The 20373-nt window shown below is 52.5% G+C and carries 20 protein-coding genes and 3 pseudogenes; 10 read left to right on the forward strand and 13 right to left on the reverse strand.

Features of this window, described 5'->3' with window-relative positions:
* Positions 1-18: 18 nt before the first annotated feature.
* The 9 genes from DQM57_RS03330 to DQM57_RS03370 all read right to left on the reverse strand — a co-directional run bounded on the left by DQM57_RS03330 (position 19) and on the right by DQM57_RS03370 (position 11433).
* Positions 19-1572: an ABC transporter ATP-binding protein gene (locus DQM57_RS03330; protein ID WP_111726846.1), complete on the reverse strand. Its 1554-nt coding sequence runs from the start codon at positions 1570-1572 to the stop codon at positions 19-21.
* 137 nt (positions 1573-1709) lie between these two features.
* Positions 1710-3257, reverse strand: coding sequence for a fatty acid--CoA ligase (locus DQM57_RS03335; protein ID WP_111726848.1), 1548 nt, complete (start codon positions 3255-3257; stop codon positions 1710-1712).
* A 107-nt stretch (positions 3258-3364) separates the two neighbouring features.
* On the reverse strand, positions 3365-4411 hold the full coding sequence (locus DQM57_RS03340; RefSeq protein WP_111726850.1) for an ABC transporter permease: 1047 nt from the start codon (positions 4409-4411) through the stop codon (positions 3365-3367).
* 27 nt (positions 4412-4438) lie between these two features.
* A complete protein-coding gene (locus tag DQM57_RS03345; protein ID WP_111726852.1) occupies positions 4439-5491 on the reverse strand; it encodes an ABC transporter permease subunit in 1053 nt (350 codons plus the stop codon).
* A gap of 33 nt (positions 5492-5524) precedes the next feature.
* Positions 5525-6463 (reverse strand): nuclease-related domain-containing protein, encoded by a 939-nt coding sequence (locus DQM57_RS03350; RefSeq protein ID WP_111726854.1) that lies wholly within the window; start codon positions 6461-6463, stop codon positions 5525-5527.
* A 78-nt stretch (positions 6464-6541) separates the two neighbouring features.
* Positions 6542-7735 (reverse strand): SGNH/GDSL hydrolase family protein, encoded by a 1194-nt coding sequence (locus tag DQM57_RS03355; protein WP_111726856.1) that lies wholly within the window; start codon positions 7733-7735, stop codon positions 6542-6544.
* Positions 7732-8703, reverse strand: a complete 972-nt coding sequence (patB, locus tag DQM57_RS03360; protein ID WP_111726858.1) for a peptidoglycan O-acetyltransferase PatB — start codon at positions 8701-8703, stop codon at positions 7732-7734. The genes DQM57_RS03355 and patB overlap by 4 nt, the downstream gene beginning before the upstream one ends.
* A gap of 11 nt (positions 8704-8714) precedes the next feature.
* Positions 8715-10151 (reverse strand): MBOAT family O-acyltransferase, encoded by a 1437-nt coding sequence (locus tag DQM57_RS03365; RefSeq protein WP_111726860.1) that lies wholly within the window; start codon positions 10149-10151, stop codon positions 8715-8717.
* Positions 10152-10275: 124 nt separating this feature from the next.
* Positions 10276-11433 (reverse strand): sugar transporter, encoded by a 1158-nt coding sequence (locus DQM57_RS03370; protein ID WP_039854836.1) that lies wholly within the window; start codon positions 11431-11433, stop codon positions 10276-10278.
* A gap of 147 nt (positions 11434-11580) precedes the next feature.
* Between DQM57_RS03370 and DQM57_RS03375 the strand changes: the two genes are divergently transcribed.
* Positions 11581-11793, forward strand: coding sequence for a heavy-metal-associated domain-containing protein (locus DQM57_RS03375; protein WP_002232550.1), 213 nt, complete (start codon positions 11581-11583; stop codon positions 11791-11793).
* 90 nt (positions 11794-11883) lie between these two features.
* On the opposite strand, the gene DQM57_RS03380 is transcribed toward DQM57_RS03375, so the two are convergent.
* From DQM57_RS03380 to DQM57_RS09620, 3 genes and pseudogenes are all read right to left on the reverse strand, one after another.
* The gene (locus tag DQM57_RS03380; protein WP_231992130.1) at positions 11884-12261 is read right to left on the reverse strand and encodes a hypothetical protein; all 378 of its coding nucleotides are present in this window, start codon (positions 12259-12261) and stop codon (positions 11884-11886) included.
* A 154-nt stretch (positions 12262-12415) separates the two neighbouring features.
* A pseudogene (locus DQM57_RS03385) lies at positions 12416-12670 on the reverse strand (phage virion morphogenesis protein); the annotation flags it as partial.
* On the reverse strand, positions 12625-12789 hold the full coding sequence (locus DQM57_RS09620) for a hypothetical protein (protein ID WP_167395501.1): 165 nt from the start codon (positions 12787-12789) through the stop codon (positions 12625-12627). The pseudogene DQM57_RS03385 and the gene DQM57_RS09620, both read right to left, overlap by 46 nt.
* 321 nt (positions 12790-13110) lie before the next feature.
* Here DQM57_RS09620 and DQM57_RS09960 point away from each other — a divergent pair, with 321 nt between their 5' ends.
* The 4 genes and pseudogenes from DQM57_RS09960 to DQM57_RS03405 all read left to right on the forward strand — a co-directional run.
* Complete coding sequence (locus tag DQM57_RS09960) at positions 13111-13233, forward strand: hypothetical protein (protein WP_267894429.1); 123 nt, start codon at positions 13111-13113, stop codon at positions 13231-13233.
* A 17-nt stretch (positions 13234-13250) separates the two neighbouring features.
* Entirely contained in the window at positions 13251-13460 is a 210-nt protein-coding gene (locus tag DQM57_RS03395) for a hypothetical protein (RefSeq protein ID WP_231992132.1), read from the forward strand.
* A gap of 149 nt (positions 13461-13609) precedes the next feature.
* A complete protein-coding gene (locus DQM57_RS03400) occupies positions 13610-13885 on the forward strand; it encodes a paraquat-inducible protein A (protein WP_108044398.1) in 276 nt (91 codons plus the stop codon).
* Positions 13886-14021: 136 nt separating this feature from the next.
* Positions 14022-14363 (forward strand): annotated as a pseudogene (locus DQM57_RS03405) (2-oxoacid:acceptor oxidoreductase); the annotation flags it as partial.
* A gap of 279 nt (positions 14364-14642) precedes the next feature.
* On the opposite strand, the pseudogene DQM57_RS03415 reads toward DQM57_RS03405, so the two are convergent.
* Positions 14643-15294: pseudogene (locus tag DQM57_RS03415) on the reverse strand (RecQ family ATP-dependent DNA helicase); the annotation flags it as partial.
* A gap of 302 nt (positions 15295-15596) precedes the next feature.
* On the opposite strand from DQM57_RS03415, the gene DQM57_RS03420 reads away from it, so the two are divergent.
* The 5 genes from DQM57_RS03420 (at position 15597) to DQM57_RS03440 (ending at position 20324) form a co-directional block, all read left to right on the forward strand.
* Positions 15597-17135: a methyltransferase regulatory domain-containing protein gene (locus tag DQM57_RS03420; RefSeq protein ID WP_373279802.1), complete on the forward strand. Its 1539-nt coding sequence runs from the start codon at positions 15597-15599 to the stop codon at positions 17133-17135.
* A 108-nt stretch (positions 17136-17243) separates the two neighbouring features.
* Positions 17244-18347, forward strand: a complete 1104-nt coding sequence (locus DQM57_RS03425; protein WP_107961209.1) for a conjugal transfer protein — start codon at positions 17244-17246, stop codon at positions 18345-18347.
* Positions 18348-18413: 66 nt separating this feature from the next.
* Positions 18414-18869, forward strand: a complete 456-nt coding sequence (locus DQM57_RS03430) for a low molecular weight protein-tyrosine-phosphatase (protein ID WP_111726864.1) — start codon at positions 18414-18416, stop codon at positions 18867-18869.
* Between the two features lie 64 nt (positions 18870-18933).
* Entirely contained in the window at positions 18934-19410 is a 477-nt protein-coding gene (locus DQM57_RS03435; protein ID WP_111726866.1) for a Fur family transcriptional regulator, read from the forward strand.
* On the forward strand, positions 19398-20324 hold the full coding sequence (locus DQM57_RS03440; RefSeq protein WP_111726868.1) for a CobW family GTP-binding protein: 927 nt from the start codon (positions 19398-19400) through the stop codon (positions 20322-20324). The genes DQM57_RS03435 and DQM57_RS03440 overlap by 13 nt, the downstream gene beginning before the upstream one ends.
* Positions 20325-20373 lie beyond the last annotated feature (49 nt).

Genomic DNA, 20373 nt, shown 5'->3' on the forward strand with positions numbered 1-20373 from the left:
CCTAATAAGAGGGGTTTGCTAATCTAATATATGCTGGAACTTCATCAGATGGCGCGTATAATCGCTGGAAGGATTGGCAAATACGGTTTCACAGCCGCCCTCTTCGACGATTTTTCCGTCTTTCAACACCATCACGCGATGCGACAGGGCGCGGATGACGGCAAGGTCGTGGCTGATGATGATGAGGCTGAGACCGTGTTTTTTCTGCAAATCGGCGAGCAGCTCCAGAATCTGTTGCTGCCATTGTACGTCGAGCGCGCTGGTGGGTTCGTCCAACACGAGGATTTTCGGGCGGACGATGATGGCGCGGGCGATGGCGAGCCGCTGGCGTTGTCCGCCGGAAAAGGCGTGCGGATAGCGTTCGAGCGCGTCTTCGGGCAGACCGACCTGCTGCAATACGTCTTGCACGCGCTGCCGCATTTCTGCATGGGACAAATCGGGTTCATGGACGCGCAAGGCTTCGGAAACGATATTAAAGACGTTCATGCGCGGGTTGAATGCGCCGAACGGGTCTTGAAACACCATTTGGATGTCGCGCCTCGATTCGCGTGTCCAGGCTTCGCCGTTGATTTTCAGACGACCTTCCGCGTCAATAAGATGCATGACGGCTTTTGCCAGCGTGGTTTTGCCGCAGCCGCTCTCGCCGATGATGCCTAGCGTTTCGCCCGCTTTCAAATCGAAGGACACCGGCTCCAGCAAGGTTTTGCTGCGTTTTTTGAACCAGCCCGCCGTTTCTTTGACGGCAACGGAAAGCTGCTCCGCCTGCAAGACGGTGGCAGGGTTGTCCGCCAAAGGGACGACCTTGCGCGCGGCGCCGGCGTTCAACAGCATTTTCGTGTATTCGTGTTGCGGACGGGCGAACACTTCCGCCGCTGCACCCGTTTCGACAATGCGTCCACCGCGCATCACGGCAACGTCGTCTGCAAAGCGGCGGACAAGGTTCAGGTCGTGGGTGATGTAGAACATGGTCATGTTGTGCGCCTGCTGCAAACGCGCCAACAAATCGAGAATCTGAGCCTGTACGGCGACATCCAAGGCGGTGGTCGGTTCGTCGGCAATCAGGAGTTTGGGTTCGGCGGCAACCGCCATTGCAATCATCGCCCGCTGCCGCTGCCCGCCGGAAAGCTGGAAGGGATAGGCAAAGGCTTTCTGCTCCGGCTCGCGGATGCCGGTTTCCGCCAAGAGTTCGACCGCCCTCGCCCATGCCTGTTTTTTGTCCAAACCCAGATGCAGGGTCAGCACTTCGGCAATCTGCGCGCCGACGCGCATCACGGGGTTGAGCGCGGTCATCGGCTCTTGAAACACCATACCGATTTCCCGCCCGCGCAGCTTTTGTAGGGCGCGTTCGGATTGGATTAGCAAATCGTTGCCGTTGAATTTCAAACGACCTTCAAACGACACCAGCGGATTCAGCCGCATAATGCCCTGCGCCAACACGGTTTTACCGCTGCCGCTCTCGCCGACCAATGCCAGTTTCCTGCCGGTCTGTACGGTCAGGCTGACATCGTGCAGGACTTGCTTGCCGGGGAAAAAGGCGTTTAGGTTTTTAATCTCAAGGATGGGGCGGGTCATATCGGATGCCGTCTGAAAAGGAGGTTTGCCAAAATGATGGAAGCGGTATTTGCCAGCATAAGGGGCAGGTAAGATGTTGTCTCCGATATAAAAAACGGAGCGGTATCCGTATGCCCCTTGCCTTTAGGCGGTATTTTTCATTTCCCTTGCTCGAACTGTTCTTTCAATACCCGTTTCAGAACCTTGCCTGTGGCGTTGCGCGGCAGCTCGTCTTTGAAGTAAATCTGTTTGGGAACTTTGAAATTTGCCAATTGTGCGCGTACATGGTTGCGGACGGTGGCTTCATCCAGTTCGGCCCCTTCTTTGAGCTGGATAAAGGCGATGATTTCTTCATCAGCGTATTGGTCTTTCACGCCGATGACGGCAGCGGCTTCGACGGCGTCGAGTTTGTAAATTGCCTCTTCGATTTCGCGCGGATAAACGTTTTGCCCTTTGGAAATAATCAGGTCTTTTTTGCGGTCGACGATAAAGATGAAGCCGTCTTCGTCTATCGTGACAAAATCGCCTGTTTTCAGCCAGCCGTTGACGATGGCTTCGTCCGTGGCATCGCGCATATTCAGGTAGCCCTGCATGACAGAACCGCCCTTGACGATGAGTTCGCCTACTTCGCCCGTCGGTACTTCGACCAATTCGTCGTTGACGGCTTTGACTTCCAATCCGGGCAAGGCGATGCCGACGCTGCGGGCTTTCTGCCTTTCGGGCGTGTTGACGGCGACGACAGGCGAGCATTCGCTCAAGCCGTAGCCTTCCAAAAGCTTGGCACGCGGGAACTTCGCTTTAAAATCAAGGATGGTTTGTTCCGCCAAAGGCGCGCCGCCGCTGATAAACAGACGGACGCGGTTGAACCATCTGAAATACCAAGGGATTTTCGCTTTGCTCATGGCGGTGTAAATCGCGGGCACACCCAAAAACACGGTCGCGCGTTTGAGCAAAACCTGTTTCAAAACGTTGGAAAACGGGAAAACGGATTTCACCAAAATAATCGAACACGCCATATAAATCGGCAGCAATACCATGGCCGTCAGCGTAAAGCTGTGGAACATTGGCAGAAAAACAACAAAGCGGTCGCGTTTGGTAATCTTAAAGATGCGCTCGATGCCTTCAAGGTTGGAAAACAGGTTGCCATAGCTGATTAATGCGCCTTTGGGGTGGCCTGTCGTGCCGGAAGTGTAAATAATATGCGCCAAATCATTGATTTTCGGCTGGTGGCTCAAATCGGGCGTACCCGAAAAACGGCGCGCTTCTTCAAAACGCACATCGGCTTCGTCTGCCGCTTTTGCCTCATCTATCCAAATGATTTTCTCGACGCGGGTCTGTTTTTTCAGCCCCTTCAATTCTTTCTGCAAACCTGCCGAAGCAAACATGAACCGCGCTTTGCAGTCGTTCAAAATATACGCGTATTCGTTGTTTTTCAAAAACGTATTCATCGGTACGGCAACTGCGCCGATGGCGGAGATGGCAAAATAGGCACTGATAAATTCCGGCGAATTGGATACCGCCAAAGCGACTTTGTCGCCGAATTTGACGCCCATATTTTGCAGATACGCCGCTACGGCATCGACTTCCCGCTTGAGCGCATCGTAAGTGGTTTTTTCTTTGTCGTTGAACACTGCCGTGCCGTTGCCGTTTTTACGGCAGGCAGCGGTCAGCATTTCGTAGAAGTTGGTGTTGTTTGTTTGATTCATTGAAATTCTTTAAAAATGAAGTGGGTAAAATATTATAGAGGTCGTCTGAAACTCCTGAAGGCACGGGTCGCGCATTGATGTACGCCCGCAAAGGCTCCGTGCTTATACTATCCCCTTGCGCGCACGTCAAACGCCTGCCGCAGGCCTTCGCCTATCGTTACCAGCAAAAGCAGCATGATAGTCAGCATGCCGACAGTAGACAAGCCTATCCACCAAGCGTCTAAGTTGTCCTTGCCCTGAGACAGAAGTTCGCCCAAGCTTGCCTGCGACGCGGGAACGCCCAAACCGAGGAAATCCAAGCTGGTCAGCGCAAGCACCGCGCCGGAGATGCGGAAAGGCAGGAACGCCAATACAGGTGTGAGGCTGTTGGGCAGGATGTGCCGCCACATAATCGCGCGGTTGCCCACACCCATCGAACGCGCCGCCAAAACGTAATCCGCCTGCCGGTTTTTCAAAAATTCGGCACGGACGTAGTCCGACAACCCCATCCAGCCGAACAACGATAGCAATACCAGCAAAATCAGCAAATTGGGATTAAAAAACGAAGACAGGATAATCAGCAGATAAAGTTCCGGCATCCCGCCCCAGATTTCGATAAAACGCTGCATCAAAAGGTCGGTCTTACCTCCGAAATAACCCTGAACCGCACCGGTAATTACGCCGATGACGGTCGTTACAAAGGTCAATGCAAGGGCAAACAGCAGGGAATCGCGGAATCCGTAAATCAAACGCGCCAAGACATCACGGCCTCGGTCGTCCGTGCCGAGCAAGTGCCTTTCAGACGGCATTGCCGGATCGGGTTGGGTGTCAAAATCATTGAGCGTATCGGCATCGTAGGGATTGGGCAGATAAACGGCGTAATTGCCGTCTGAAGTAATATTGCGGCGGATAAGCGGATCCAAATAGTCCGCAGGCGTATCAAAATCGCCGCCGAACACGGTTTCGTTGTATTCGTTTACCAGCGGAAAATAATATTCGCCCTGATAATGTATCCACAAGGGCTTATCGTTGCTCCACAAAGGCGCAAGCAGCGCGACGGCGAACAAAACGGCTAAAACCCGCAACGCGAACCAGCCGCGTTTGTGTTGCTTGAAAGCCTGCCATGTGGGGTTTGAGGTGTGTGTTTTCATGGTTTGGAAAGGTTTATCAGTCATGATTCGGAAACATATTTTTCAGACGGCCTATTTCTGTCCGCCGAAATGAATGCGCGGATCGACCCACGAATAAGAAATATCCGATACCAATTTCGCCAGTAAACCCATCAGCGTGAACACATACAGCGTCCCCATCACCACCGGATAATCGCGCTTCATCACCGCCTCGTAGGAAAGCAGCCCCAGCCCGTCGAGCGAGAACAAGGTTTCAATCAGCAGGCTGCCGGTGAAAAACGCGCCGATAAAGGCGGTGGGGAAGCCGGTAATCAGTGGAATCATCGCGTTGCGGAAAACGTGTTTCCACAAAATCTGTTTTTCCGGCAAACCTTTGGCGCGGGCGGTATAGACATATTGGCGGCGGATTTCTTCGAGAAACACGTTTTTTGTCAGGATGGTCATCACCGCCAGATTGCCTGCTACTGAAGCCGTAATCGGCAGCGCCATGTGCCACAGATAATCTTTGATTTTACCCGCCCACGACAACGTGTCGAAATCGTCGCCGACCAAACCGCCCTGCGGAAACCACGCAAAAAAGCTGCCGCCGCCGAACAACACCAGCAGCACCAAACCCAACACAAACGGCGGTATGGTATAACCGACCAGCACCACCATCCCCGTTACCGCATCAAAACGGCTGCCGTCGAGCACCGCCTTGGCAATGCCCAACGGGATACAAATCAGATAAGTCAGGAAAAACGTCCACAAACCCAAACTCATCGACACCGGCATTTTCTGTTTGACCAGCTCGAACACGGTTTCATGATGGAAAAAACTCTCGCCCAAATCAAAACGGGCAAACCGCCACACCATATCCGCAAACCGCGTCAGCGGCGGCTTGTCGAAACCGTACAGCGCATTTAACGCCGCCAAATCTTCCGGGCTGATGCGGTTGCCGTTTTTCATCATACCACCTGCCGCCGCGTTCGCCGTCTCGCCGCTGACCGCACCATGCGTCAACTGCTGCACCATCTGCTCCACCGGCCCGCCCGGCACGAATTGGATAACGGCAAAAGTAATCGCCAAAATCCCCAACAGCGTGGGGATTAAGAGCAATAGGCGGTGGAGGATGTAGCGGTACATGGTTGTGCTTTCTATCTGATGCCGTCTGAAACACTATTTTTGTCCGACAGTTTTCTGACAAGTGAAACAATAGACTTTTCCGTTGAATTTTACTTTATTCTGCCAGCAAAACTTAGCCACATTCTCGGAAACGGTTTTATGGCATGAGCAGCAGAACAAACGTTGAGCGGGTACGGGCTGTGTTTCATCTTTAGGGTTTGTTTCAGGGGTGTTTTCTGGCTCAACAATACCAAAGCGTGCCTTCCAATTAATTTGTAACGGTTTATGAAGTTTGACCAGTTTTTGAGCTAAGTCCATAACTGTGTCTGTGGATACAATTTTTGACATGGAAGCCATTTGATGCAGAAAGGCAGATGGGCTGATTTCATCAATATCTTTGTCAATCCGTTTTTTCAATTGCTCATTCTTGATAATTCTTTCCAACTCTTTCGGATTTTGACTTTTCTTGGGTCTATGGATAATGGCAGAGTTTGCAACCAAAATCAGACTGTGCAGGGAGGGCTTCATTTTCAGCCCCATTCTGACGGGCAGTTCGATTTCGTCGCTTCTGAACAGTCTGGACAAAAACAACTGGTGACGGTTGTTTTGTTCGATAGGTGAAGCGATGCCATAGGGTTTACCTTGGTAAAATGCCGAAAATTCCCCATATTCATTAATGGCAATACCTTCACCAAACCGTTTGCTTTCGCAAACATAGATCTCTAAGAAACGGTTGATTAATAAGTGATCAATCTGCGTGGAATGTCCTTCCAACTCTAAGCGTAAATCATGAATGACTGCCCAATTTTTGTTGTTTCCATAGAGGAAGTTGATTTGATAAGCGGCTTCTTTTTCTCCTTTTAATCCAGACTGGATGTTGCGGATTTCTCTCTGAATCTGATTTTTCTGCTCTTGGGACAGCTGTGGCAATTCAAGCAGCCGGTTTAATTCCGATAAATCATTTTCCCGATTATCAGAATCTTTAATAATCATATTGTTTCCTTGATGTTTTCTATTTACAGTGTTTTCAGACGGAATCTGTATTTTTCATGCCGTCTGAAAGTATTGGGTTTACGGTTTTGCGTGTGCGGAACGGACAAGTTCTTCCAAGTTGTCGGCGAGCATTTCCGCCGACCGTTGGTAGCCTTTGGCGGAAAAGTGTACGCCGTCTTTGGCGGCCCATCCGTGGTTGAGCCAGTTTTTCATGCTGCATATGCCGCCCATGGCATTTTGCCAAGACCAGAACATGGTTTGTCCCTGCCGGGCGACACGCCGCTGCATCTGTTGGACTTCGGTCAGGCGGACGGGGCGTGTGCCGCATACGCCGAGCGTGTTTTTCAGGGATTCGGGTGCGCCGATGATGAGGATGCCGGCGGCAGGCAGGCTGTCGCGGATTTGGCGGACGGTATCCAGCCATTTCTGTTCGGTGTCGGCAATGTCGATGTTGTCGCCGAAGGCTTCGTTGGTACCGTAGGCAAGGATGACTAGATCGGCACCGGTTTGGGCAAGGTCGTTCATACGGTCGGCACGCCATTTCGACCAATGGGTCAATTGTGCGCCGTTAATGCCCATGGCGGAAACGGTAATGCCGCCGGCAGGGTTTTCGATATTGATAAATCCGATGTTCCACGGCATTTCGGTCTGTATGGTCAGGGGGAGTGCCGCGCCCGTATCCAGTACCTGCCAGCCGCCGCTGTTGGCGGAGACGGTGTTGCCGTTGACGGTCAGGGTTTGTTCGGCGAGCAGGGGTTTGGCAAACAGGGAAATGCGCTGTTTGCCGGTCTGGCCGTCGGATGCGGTCAGGGTCATGCTGCCGTTGTCGCCCGTCCGGGCAAGGATGCCGCCGAGCGGGAAGTCTCCGGTATTGTTCCTGCTGGTGAGGCTTTGCCAGTTGCCGCTGTAACGGACGGCCGCCATGCGCTGCCCTTTGACGTTGGCGGGGTAAACCCAGCCTATGCCGCCGTCGCCCCATGTTTTTTGCAGGCGTTTGCGCAGGGTGTCGGTAAAGAAGTCGCCGGCGGTATGCGAGTCGCCGATTTGCAGGATGCGGAAGGTTGCACCGCCTCCTTGTGCGACGGATTGGAGTTTTTTCATCCAAGGAGAGGCGGCGGCGTTGCTGTAATCGGTCAAGAGGCCGTCTTCGCCGGTGTAGGGCGCGGACGGGGAAACGGTAATGGTGTCGAGGCTGACGGAGGCAACGGGTAGGGCGTTTGCCTGGGTTGCGGCGAACAGGGCGAAAAATGTGATGAAGTGTCTGAGGTTCATGGTTGTCGGCCTGGTGTAAAAGTGAGTTTTTCCATTATTTTTTCCGCCAGCAGTTTTTGTCCTTCGGCGGTAAAGTGTATGCCGTCTTTACTGCGGTAGCGGACGGATTTGCCGTTGACGTTGACGGAGTCGGTGTAGCGGTCTTCCCCGCCGCTCAGGGTGTGTGCGGTGGGAATCAGGATGATTTTGCCTTCCAGGTGTTCCGAAAGCAGTTTGTCGAGGTAGCGCATCTGCCCGTCGAGCTTGGCTTTTTTCATATAGGGGATACCGAGCCAGACGACTTGGACGTGGTGCGTGTGTGCGGCTTCAAGGATGCGATCGACGCGTTTCAGGTATTCTTGCGCCCATTCGTCGGAAGCGAATTTGAGGTATTGCTTGCCTACGGGGAAGTCCCACGGGTCGTTCGGGCCGAGGAATACGGCCAATACGCTGATTTCGGGATGTTTTTGCAGGGTTTCTTCAATCGTTTTCGGCCAGTCGAAGAATTTGGGATAGGAAAGCCCCGTGCTTTGTTTGCTGAGGTTGACGGATTCGATGCCGTATTGTTGTTTCAGGTTTTTTTGCACGAAGGGTGCAACACCCTGCATCAGCGAATCGCCGGCGAAAAAGACTTTGTCCCCGGTTCGGACGGCGGCGGTGTCGGTGTCCTGTTTCCATTCTTGGATTTCGCCGGTTTGAAGGGCGGCTTCGGATGCGGCGGCTTCAGGCGGCATATCTGCCGAACCGCCGTCTTGAGCCGTCGGCGGCGTTTCGCCGGACAGGAATGTTTTGATGCCGTCTGAAAAGGCGTAGGCATTTTCTTGCAACTCTGCACCGGTTTGCCACCATCCGTAGGCGGCAAGCCGTTCTAGCGGGCTGTTGCGGTGGTAGGTCTGCTGCCAGTAGGCATTGATCGGATTTTGGCTGAACCATGCGGCAATCAGGGCAGACATCAATATGGAAGTGAAAAGGGAAAGAAAGTGTTTCATGTTTCCGCCTGTTAGAAATTAGCATAAATAAAGCCGGGAATCCCTGAGGGGGCCAATACGATAATCAGCAGCAGGACGGCGGAAACGGGGATAAACCACAGCCACATCGGGATTTTTTCCAAACCTCCGACTATACCGTCGAAAGCGCGTTGCAGGTAAGGGTAGAGCAGCATGACGGATGGAAACGAGGCAAGCAGCAGCATGTCTGCCTGTTGCGGCGCATTCCAGCCGTTGGCATTGGCAAAGAGGGCACTGAAAACTGCGCCTGCATCGTCGGGGTTTGCGGTATTGAAGACGACGAAGGTCAGGCAGACAAAATGGAAGGTGATGAGCCATGAGAGCGGTGCGAGGTATTTCAGACGGCATAGCGCGTCGCGTCCGAAATACCGGTCGCCCGTGTTGAGCAGCACCAGTGCCGTGCCGTGCAGCGCGCCCCAAATGAGGAAGTTCCAGCCGTAGCCGTGCCAGATGCCTGAGAGTACCATTGCCGCCATCAGGTTGAGCTGTGTCCGTAAAAAGCCTTTTTTGCTGCCGCCCAACGGGATGTAGATGTAGTCGCGTATCCAGGTGGAAAGGCTGATGTGCCATTTGTCCCAAAATGCACGGATATTCGTGGCACGAAGCGGTGCGGAGAAGTTTTTGGGCAGTCGGAAGCCCAGCAGCATTGCCATGCCGATAACCAAATCGGAATATCCGGAAAAGTCCAGGAAGAGTTGGAAGGTATAGCCGTACACGCCGCCCAATACCCCCCAGCCGTCGAATTGGGCGGGATTTTCAAATACGGGCGATACCCAGTTTTCCGCCAGCATCCCCGCCAGCCACCATTTTTTGGCAATACCCAGCAGAATCAGGGAAACGGCGAGTGCGGGGCGGACGGGTGAGCGCGGTTGGCGGGTACGGATTTGCGCCAATGCGCCTGCCTGCTCGCCGTCTGCGCTTTTGAATGCGGCGGCGCGGATAATCGGGCCGGAGGTAACGGTGGGGAAAAAACTCAGGTGCAGCAGTAGCTCGTGCCACTCGAAACGCGCGGCGTGCGGGGAGCGGAAGCAGTAAACCAGATAGGCGAGCGACTGGAAAGTGTAATAGGAAAGCCCCAGCGGCATCAGGATGTCGATTGCGCCGCCCTTACCCGCATATTGTGCAATCAGCGGACGGAAAAAGTCGAAATATTTGAAAAATCCCAAGACGGTCAGCGAGACGGCAATGCCGAACCCCAGCCAGAAACGGCGCGTACCCTCACGATTGGAACGGAGCAGTTCGCCCAAAAGGTACACGCATGAGGAATAGAGGACGACGATTGCCGCAAATACGGGGCTGATATGGTAGAGCCAGCCCATACCGGCAGCCAGAAGCAACAGGTTTTGGACGGACGGGTGTTTCGCCATACACCAGTAAAGCGGCAGGAAAGCGATAAAGAACAGTGCAAATTCGATAGACAGTAGGGGCATAAACCATCCTTGGGGCGGAAAGCATGCGTTAAGACGCGGAAAATCGATTATTTTATCAGGGGTGGATATTTCTTCAATCGGAATGCCGTCTGAAGGGCAGAAATATTTCAGACGGCATAGCGGGTCAGGTTCGAATATGGCGGTTCAAGTTCAGGCACAGCCACAGCCCGGCCGCCGCCGCAAACATACCGGCGATGCCGATACGGGAAATGCCGGCATATTGCGTTACCCAATGTCCCAACAGTGCGCCGCCGCCGATACCGACGTTGTAAAGTCCCGAATAAATCGAGTTGGCAAGGTCTGCGGCATCGGAGGCGAAATCTAAAACTTTGGAAACCATCCCCAGACTGACGACCACAATCGCCGTCCCCCATACGAACACCAGCGCATAAATAGCGGCGGGCAAATGCACCAAAGGCAGCAAGAGCCCTGAGGACAAAGCGATGACTGATACCGCTCCCGCCAAAAATGCGCGCGGATGTTTGGCAAACCATTTGCCGAACAGGTAAGACGCGGCAAAGCCCGCCAGACCGTACAGACCCAGAACCATGGTAACCTGCCGGGCGGAGAAACCGCCGATTTGGATGACGAACGGCTCGATGTAGCTGTATGCGGTAAAGTGCGCCGTGATGACCAGTACCGTCATCGCATACAGCAACATCAGTTTTTTCCGTTTCAAAAGCAGGGGCAGGCTGCTTAAAGAACCTGTATTCACACTCGGCAGGGGAGGCAGGCTTTTGGCAAGGACCGCCATAACCGCCGCCGAACACAGGCCGATCAGCAGGAAACTGGCCTGCCAGCCCAAATATTGTCCGACCATGCGTCCGAGCGGAATCCCCGCCACCATCGCCATCACCGTTCCCGTACTGAGCAGGCCTAAAGCCTGATTTCCTTTTCCGGCGGGGGCGATGCGTACTGCCAGCGAAGCCGTAATGGACCAGAACACTGCGTGCGTCAGCGCAATCCCCACGCGGCTGGCGAGCAGGATTTCAAACCGCCACGAGGCAAACGACAGGATGTGGCTGACGGTAAACAGCGCAAACAGTACCAGCAGCAGGCCGCGCCTTTCCATATGGCGCGTCAGCAGCATGAGCGGCAGCGAAGTCAGCGCGACAATCCATGCGTAAACCGTAATCATTATGCCTGTTTCAGTCGCCGCCATGCCGAAGCTTTGTCCGATGTCGCTCAAAAGTGCGATGGGGATAAATTCCGTCGTGTTGAAAATGAATGCGCCGATTGCCAAGGCAACGACGCTCAACCAGGGTTTGTGTGAAGCGTTCATTGTTGTCGTCCTGATGGGCAGTGTTGTCATTATGGCGCAAGCGGCCGTCTTTTTCCAAACCTGCCGTGCAGTTTCAGCGTTTGCCCGAGTCTGCGAACCGTCCTACAATAACGTTTGTCAGATTGCAGTTCCAACGAAAGGAAAATTATGGAAACCCTTATCCTCGACATCGGCGGCATGAGCTGCGGCGGCTGCGTTAAAAGCGTTACTCGGATACTGGAAAGCGTCAAAGGCGTGGCAAGCGTCGAAGTCAGCCTTGAAAACAAAAGTGCAACCGTCGGATATGACCCCGCGCAAACCGATGCAGGTGCGTTGATTGAAGCCGTAGAAGACGGCGGTTATGATGCGGCGTTGAAATAAAGCGGCAGGAATCCCGTCCGAAGCCTTTGCGTTTCCCCGATGCCGTCTGAAGCACGCTCCGTGCCTTCAGACGGCATTTTTATGTAAGGTTTACGGTTCCTGAGGAATCATCAGTACGGGGATGACGACCGCCCATGCCGGAATGTTTTCCCGATATTGTGCGATATACGCTTCACCGATATCTTCCCGGTAGAGGATACCGACAGCGGCAACGGCGGCACGGGCATGTTTGGGGATTTTTTCTTTAAAATTCTTGGCGGTTTTGGCAACCGGTATATTGTTGGCACAGAAAAGGTAATTGCCGCCGCCGTCTTCGATGATGTCCAAGCTGTCGCCGGTTTTCAACGTTTTGGCAGCCCTGATGCGTTCGTCGATTTCCCCGTATGGCGGATTTTCGTTTTTTCGGGCGATGAAGCCGATATCCAACTCTCCTCCGTAGTTGGAAAGTATCTTGTATTCCGTATTCAACCCGGTGAAACCTAATGAGATAAATATATAGGGGTTGATGAGAAAAATGGTACGAGAGAGGATGACGGGGGATTTTGTGGGATGAAAAAAATGCAAGGGAGTTGCAAATATTGCAATAAAAACGGACGGTATTTTTATCGTCCGTTTTTTGTTGTCAAAGTCCTTTTTTGAGGGCGGCGATGGCGATGTCGAGGATTCTGCGTTCGGCACCGGGTTGGAGTTGGTTGTTGCCGTTGATGGGGAGATAGGGGCGCGCGGGGAGTTTGGTTTTGTGACCTAGCCCCGCTTGGCCACCGAGGCGGTGGATAGCGGCGTATTTTTTGTTGCTGCCGATGCGGGCATAGTTGCTGCCGACCTGTGTGGTCAGGCTGGCGGCAAGTTGCCCGCTTTTTTGCAGGGTCTTGCCTCCCTAGTCTGCGGTGCGCTGATGAAAAACGGGTGTGAAACGGCGAGATGGGCAGATAAATCCTGCGGCTTGAAGGTCATGATGCCTTGACTGGTTTTGAGTTTGAGGTGGGGTTTGGGCATGATATGTACTCTTTAAATACCTTAATAACCTTTGGTTAATGCGCTTTTTCGGCGGATTTGGCGGCTGGCTACGCGTATCGGTCCGGTATTCAGCTCGTGGCTGGCGTAATGGGCAAGGACAAAGGCAATCGCCGCATCGCCGTGGCGTTTTTTGCCCTCTTGCCAAGCGTCTGACAGTCAAAAGCCGCACGAGCAAGGGATTGGAAAACAACAGCCTGCTCTATCCTATGGCGGTCAACAACTTGGTGGCGGCGGCGATGAATCAGGCGGCGGAGCTTGGTTTTGAGATGGTTGACGGCGATGTGGTACGGGGGGTGTGAGATGAAAAGAAACGAAATCGCACCGACTGTCATCATCGTATTGCTCTCCATCGTCATTATGGTACAGGCGGTGATGGCGGAAAACCTGCCGGCAGCATCCGCCCGTGCAGATATGGCAGTATGACCTCGAAAGGAATCTATATGTCTTTATCAACAGAAGAAAAACAACTGTATGCTGTTTTTATCCATAATGTGTACAATGGTGCCGTCCATGCCGATGCGGACGATATTACGCCTGAAGTTGCCGACATCTGCGACAAGCTTGCAACCGCCATTGCCCAATGTTCAAAAAAATGGTTTGGCCTGAGTCCATGTTTCGTGCATTTTACGGGCAACCGTTCTTGTCTTTGAGGACCGTATTGAAAAAGTTTGCAGGGTCTTTAGTCGAAAAATGGATTGAAACGATAGTAAAAGACAGGCGCTATCGTGTTTGTATCGCTGCCGCCGCATTGAATTGGCGGTAGACTTTAGAGATGGAGCTTATGGGAATCTGATAGCTTATGCTGGAAAAAATCATCGACTTTCTGTTCTTTCTCGACCAACGCCTTCCCTTTGTCAAAAACAGATGGGCGGCATTATTGGGGTCGTTGCCGTTTACGCTCCTGCTGCTGATTACCGACGGTAAAACCATCCGTATGCTGTTGTCGGAAACATCTTGGGGTATATGGGCCGTATGCTTTGTATTGGCAATTATGTGGTTTGACTGTAGGATAGACAGCCGCTTGAGGTTTTTACCGTATATCTGTATCGCTAAAATTGCTGTTTCATTCTTGTAAACGACAAACCGTCCGCCTCAGGGCGGTTTTTTACTGCCTCCGGCAAACATCTGTCGAAAAAAGTTTTAAACCCGATTAAAAGCCGTTTCAGACGGCATTTGCCACAATAACCTCATCCATCTGATGAGGTTTTTTTATGTCCTATGAAATTTTCCGCGCAGGGATGCGCACCGATGCAAACGGCAATACGGTAACGATTACTCCCGCCGACCTTGCCGCCGCCGCGCAAGCCTACGATCCGAAAGTGCATGAGGCTCCTATTGTGATCGGCCACCCGAAGGCGGATGCGCCGACTTACGGCTGGGTCAGCGGACTGAAAGCTGAGAACGGCGTACTGATGGCGGACTTTAACCAAGTCGATGAAGGCTTTGCGGATTTGGTTAAAGCCGGACGATATAAAAAAGTGTCGGCGAGTTTTTACCTGCCGACCAGCCCGAACAATCCCAAACCGGGTGTTTGGACGTTGCGCCATGTCGGCTTATCAACACCTATGCTTACCACGAAATGTTGACCCGTAAAGCCTTGAACGAAGCCTAGCGCCAGCAGCACCCTCGTTTTACAACGGAGTTGATGTTGGATTTTGCGGCGATGATGTGAATACGCCGCGCCTTGAGGCATCCGCCTCCCGCTGCACCATCCGTTTTGCCCTTGCAGTTTCCCACGGCGAATCCGTCGTCATCCCGCAAAGTACGCAGATTGCCGCAGGTGCGACCGTGTTTCAGACGGCATCGGAAGACACGCTCTCACCAGCCGGTCAAACTTTGGTTTTCATCAACTCCAGAAAACGTGTGCGGCAGACTTTCAAACGCCCTTTTCCTTCGTTGTCCTACATCATCATCCAAATAATGCGTATCAATCGGTTGGTGTCCGGGTGTTCGGTACGTTCGGCGAAGGAGATGCCGTCTGAAGAACGATACGGCAGACGCATATCGGACAATGCCGCCCACAGGGTAAATTCATCGGGCCTTTCGGTTTTGATTTTGCCGAATGCGGCACACTGGTCTTGAAAAAGCTGCCAACAGGCGTGGCAGTCCGCCAACGGGGGAGTTGAGTTCGGAAGAGATGATTTTGTAGTTTTTAATCAGGCGGTGGTACGGGTTTTGCGGAAAGGCGAGCGGCGACAGCTTCAGCGTATCGATAACGGGCAATGAAAGCCATGCCTGGTCGGGCGCGGCTTTTTTCAAATACGGCAGGTCGTGTTCGAGGAAGTTGTGCCCCATCAGCCATTCCGCACCTTCCGCAAGGGGTAGCATTTCCGCCAATGCCTTCCTGAATCCTTCTGCATGGTGGAAGCTTCGTTCAAACCCGAGGTCAAGATCGGGCCGGTATGCACCGATTTTGAAGACGGTATCGGTTTTGGGGTTAATTTCCAAGTCGATGATTAAAACGGCAGATACGGCAAAATCCATGGCGGTCGGGATGTTGGCATAAAACGGTCAATATACCATAGTGTTGAGCCTTTATCCCTGATTTCGGCAAGATGGCGGAGGGGTGCGTCCGGACGTATGCGCATACCTTCAGACGGCATACTTGTTCGGAAGCCCGATAATTTTCGTGCGGTTGAAGTAGGCAGGCGAATTGGTTAAACTTGCGGGCATATTATCTTTAGAGTGAACAGAATATGTCGAACAAAAAGAAAAAAGCCGCTTCCGCGCGCCCTGTCATGGCGAAGAAAGCGCGGCAGGCGGTTGTCGGCAATCCTGCCTCCCATATGGCGGAACCTTCGGAAATATCGGACATCAAAAATTCATATGATGATTTGATGTATGAATCCAAAGCATTTTCCCAAACCGCCATCAACGCTTTGGAGGCACGCGCCCGCATGATGGGCCTAAAGCCTGCCGCAGCGGGAAATGCCAAGGTCTTGGAGCTGGGCTGTTCGATGGGCGGCAATATCATCACGCAGGCACTTTATTACCCGGATGCGGAATTTATCGGTATCGACTTGTCCGGCAGGCAGGTTGCGCAGGGCAACGCCATCATTGAAAAAATGGGCTTGAAAAATGTGCGCCTGGAAGAAAAAGATATTTTGACCGTTGATGAATCATTCGGGAAGTTCGACTATATCATCGTGCACGGCATTTGGTCGTGGGTTCCCGATACGGTTAAAGACAAAATCTTTTCGATTTGCCGGAACAACCTGACCGAACACGGCATTGCCTATATTTCGTACAACGTCTACCCGGGATGGAAGCGTTCGGAACAGATACGCGAAATCATGTTGTTTTCAAGCAGCGGTATGCAGGGTGAATCCTTGGCATTAAGGACGCGGAAAGGTTTGGATACGGTCAACGCACTGGCGGAAATCCTGGAAAGCGACAAGGGCTTCAGAAATAACGAAAAACTTCAGTCCATGCGTAATGTGTTGGGTAAGAACGGTTATTATGTCGCCCATGAGTATATGGAAGCATTCAACGATCCGATTTACGTCAACGGCTTCATCGAATGGGCCAACCGCCACCGACTCGCATATATCGGCGATACCAGGCTGTCGATGTCTTTTATTTCCTGGATGGCGGAGCATACCAGGGAGAGGATAAAAGCATTGACAAACGGGGATTATATTGCCAAAGAACTTTATATCGACATCCTTTTCGATAGTGAGTTCCGTCGTTCGCTTTTATGCCGTCAGGAAGAGGGGCACAATATCGCCCGAAACGAGACGGTTCCTATTGAAATTATGGAAAACCTGTATTTCCGGCTTGTACAGGGTACGGGTATCGACCTGGATGAAAGCAATACCATGTTGTCCGGCATCCGCGAGGTTATGAGCGGCGGAGAACCGTTTAGAACCGAAGATGTTGTGGCGAATCTGAACAGGCGTTTTCCGGGTTTGGCATTTGACCGGGTGCAGATTAATTCCCAGCTTCTATTGCAGACGATTACCGGATATTTTGCCGTTTCGTCGGACAAAGGGGAAAAACTTACCTTCGAAGACCATAAAACCTACGTACCTGCACGCTTTACAGACTATGTTGCCGCTTTTGTGGAGCACGGTGCGGAGCAGTTTGTCAAACCGGCCAACCGTTACAACGAAGGTACGCCTTCATTTGGATACGGGCACTTGTACATTATGCGGCAATTGTCGCAGCCGACGACCAAACAGGCGGTGATAGATGCGGTTGCCGAAAATTTGAACATCGTTACCACTACGGTCGACGGTTTGAAATTCAATCCGCCTGCAAGAGTTTATGTAGAACAAATCCTGTCAGAGTTGGCAGAAAGGCATTTTTTTGCTCAGGCAGACTGATTATCTGAAACCGTCGGCCGTCATGACAAACCGCCCGTTACGCATTTCTTGCGGCAGGGCGGAATTTGCAAGGCTATGCCGTTCAAACAACTACCACACAGACATATTATGAATACATTTACCCTAGCCGATACCAGGCCGTATCCCCAAAATCCGATTAAAAACCACCTGCTGCTCAATGCCTACCAGCTGGCGCATAATTCTTCCCAGGCTTCGCGCAAGCTTTCATCTGAGCAGCTTCAAACCGAAATAAGGGGAATGCTTCAGCAAAACCACTATATCAACCTTTCTCTTGCGCTGACCATGACTCCCGATGCCGGAACTTATACCGCGCTGCTTTCCAGCGTGAATTCGGTACTCGATTGCGAAAAAGACGGGGAAGTGCAGTGGTTTGCCCTGCCGCTCGTGCTGGTGTCCGGCTGTAAGAAAGAGCGTACTGTCGATATGAAGGTGCCGACAGCGGAATTGTTTGCCTGCCTGCAAAACTATCCGCACCTGCGCGCGTTAACCCAGGATACGCAATGGCTGCCTTATCTTGTACATTCCTCCGATTTGAGTGCCGTTACCCCCGATATATGGTGGCGCGCAAAACAGAATGAAGAGGCGGCTGCCGGACATTTGCGCAGTTTTGAGGAACGTCCGCTCGTCATGCCTGAAGGACAATCTGTCCATGTGGTCTATGCACTGGGTTTCGGCAGCGGCAAGGTTCAGACGGCATTGGGTCAGAACCTTCTTCAGGCAGGCTTGCCCCTGATGCAGGTATGGCAGGAAAAGCTCGCATCGGAAGGTGTTACGCTGTTTGTCAATCCGCTTTCCCCGGATTCTCCGGTACGCGCGCTTTCTGATGGCAGCCATACACGCCAGCGCATGGCGATGGATGTTTTTGCTGCAAACGCGATACGGGCCATCCGTATGCAGAGCCCGCGGGTCGGCGTGGTCGCTGCGGCAAAGGCGGGCGGACAGATTCTATTCGGATTTAATGCGACCGACAGCGCGTTCGAAGTCGTACCACAGGTATTCTCATGGCAGCTTTCCTTTACCGATAACATTGCCGTCATCCAGCAGAATTTCCTCGACCTGATGGCGGAGTGCCGCGTGGAACACGTTTACCTGCTGCATGATGCATTGAATGAGTACGAGGACATTCCAAGTTATGCGGAAGCATTGAAACGGGAAGGACACAACCCGTTTTTCAGCGGTCAATACGATTGACGGCCACATGCCGTCTGAAAAAGATTCGGTTTCAGACAGCATGGGTATGTATCGGGAAAAGGAAATATGGGTAAACCGAAAGTTCTTTTTGTCTGTTTGGGCAACATCTGCCGCTCTCCGATGGCGGAATATGTCTTACGCCGACGTGCGGCCGAGGTAGGTATAACGGTTGAGACCGACAGCGCCGGAACATCCGGCTGGCACGACGGTGAGGATATGCACCGAGGTACGGCGGAGATATTGAAAAAATACGGCATTGACGCTTCAGGATTTGTCAGCCGCAAAATACGGCAAAGCGATGCGTCAGCGTTTGACTACATCATCGCGATGGACGGCAAGAATTTGTCCGATTTGGAAAAAACCTTCGGCAGGCAGCCGGAAAAAATACTCAAGCTGACCGACCTGATACCCGAAAGCGGTTACGACCATGTACCCGACCCTTGGTACACGGGTGATTTTGAAGAAACATACAGGCTTGTAGATGCAGGCTGCAGGGCGTTTTTAGAAAAAATTTCCCGATAACATATCAGGACATCAATACGAAACATTCCGCGTCCGGTGTTAAGACGGCATAAACAGGGAATTTATGAAAACAAATTTCAAACAGAAAATTATCGAACAGGCACGCAGAGAGGGCTTACAGGTAACCGTTTTGCGCGAGCAGGTACTCGATATCGTTTTGCAGCAAAGCGGCGTGATTAAAGCCTACAATGTTTTGTCGCAGATGCAGCAGCAAAGCGAGGGCGTGGTTGCGCCGCCGACGGCCTACCGCGCCCTTGATTTTTGGGCGGAGCAGGGCGTTTTGCACAAAGTGGCGGCGGTCAACGGCTATATTTTGTGCAGCCACGCGCAGCATGAGTGCAACGACCATTGCCACGACCACGAAGAAGCCGAAGCGCACCACAGCGCGTTTATTTTGGTCTGCACCGAATGCGGTACGGCGGACGAGCAAACCCTGAGCCACGAGTGGGCGGCACTGCGCGCAGGCGTTGCCGAAAGCGGCTTTGCGCTGAAAGAAGAACACGTTGTTTTAACTGGAATCTGTAAAAAATGTCAGAAGTGAAAAAAACCAAAGTCCACCTGATTTCAGGTTTTCTGGGAACAGGAAAAACCACTGCGCTCAAAAGCCTGATGGGGCAGAAAGACCCGAACGAAAAATGGGTCATCATCGTCAACGAGTTTGGCGAAATCGGCATTGACGGCGCGGTATTGAGCGACAACGGCATCCCTGTGGCAGAAATCGCCGGCGGCTGTTTGTGTTGCACCGCCGGCCCGCAAATGGGCGTAACCGTGCAAAAAATGCTGCGCGATGCCAAGCCCGACCGCCTGATGATTGAAGCAAGCGGACTGGCGCACGCCGCCAGCGTCATCGACGAATTGAAAGCCAAACCGCTGGACAGCCTTTTAGAAATCGGCGCCGTCTTTACCGTCGTCGATCCGCGCCAGTTCATCAACCCCGATTACGCGCAACAGGCGTTGTATAAAGACCAAATCGGCATTTGCGACGTATTGGTCGCCAGCAAAACCGATTTATGCACCCCCGAACAGCTTGCCGAATTTCACGACAAAGCGGCAAAACTGTTTCCACCCAAAGCCAAAGTGGTCGAAGTCCAAAACGCACAACTCGATATCCAATGGCTCGATATTCCCGTCATCGAAAAATCACGCTACCGCCTCAAAGCCCTGCCGGACAACACCATGGGCTTCCAGTCGCAAGGTTTCACTTTCCCCGCAGGCCGCGATTTTGACGGCGAAAAGCTGACCAACTTCTTCAACGACCTGCCCAAATTCACAGACGGCCTCGTCCGCGCCAAAGGCGTGTTCCAAGTGCTCGGCACATGGGTGTGGCTCAACTGGGTGGACGGGCAATGGGGCGCCAATCAAGTCTCATGGCGGCGCGATTCGCGCTTCGAGCTGATTGCTAAATCGTTTGATGCGGATTTAATCGAACAAAAACTTAAAGACGCATTGGAATAGTGTTCACGTGCTTTCAGACGGCATATGAAATGAAAATGCCGTCTGAAGG

Source organism: Neisseria cinerea, from assembly GCF_900475315.1.
Classification (GTDB): Bacteria; Pseudomonadota; Gammaproteobacteria; order Burkholderiales; family Neisseriaceae; genus Neisseria; species Neisseria cinerea.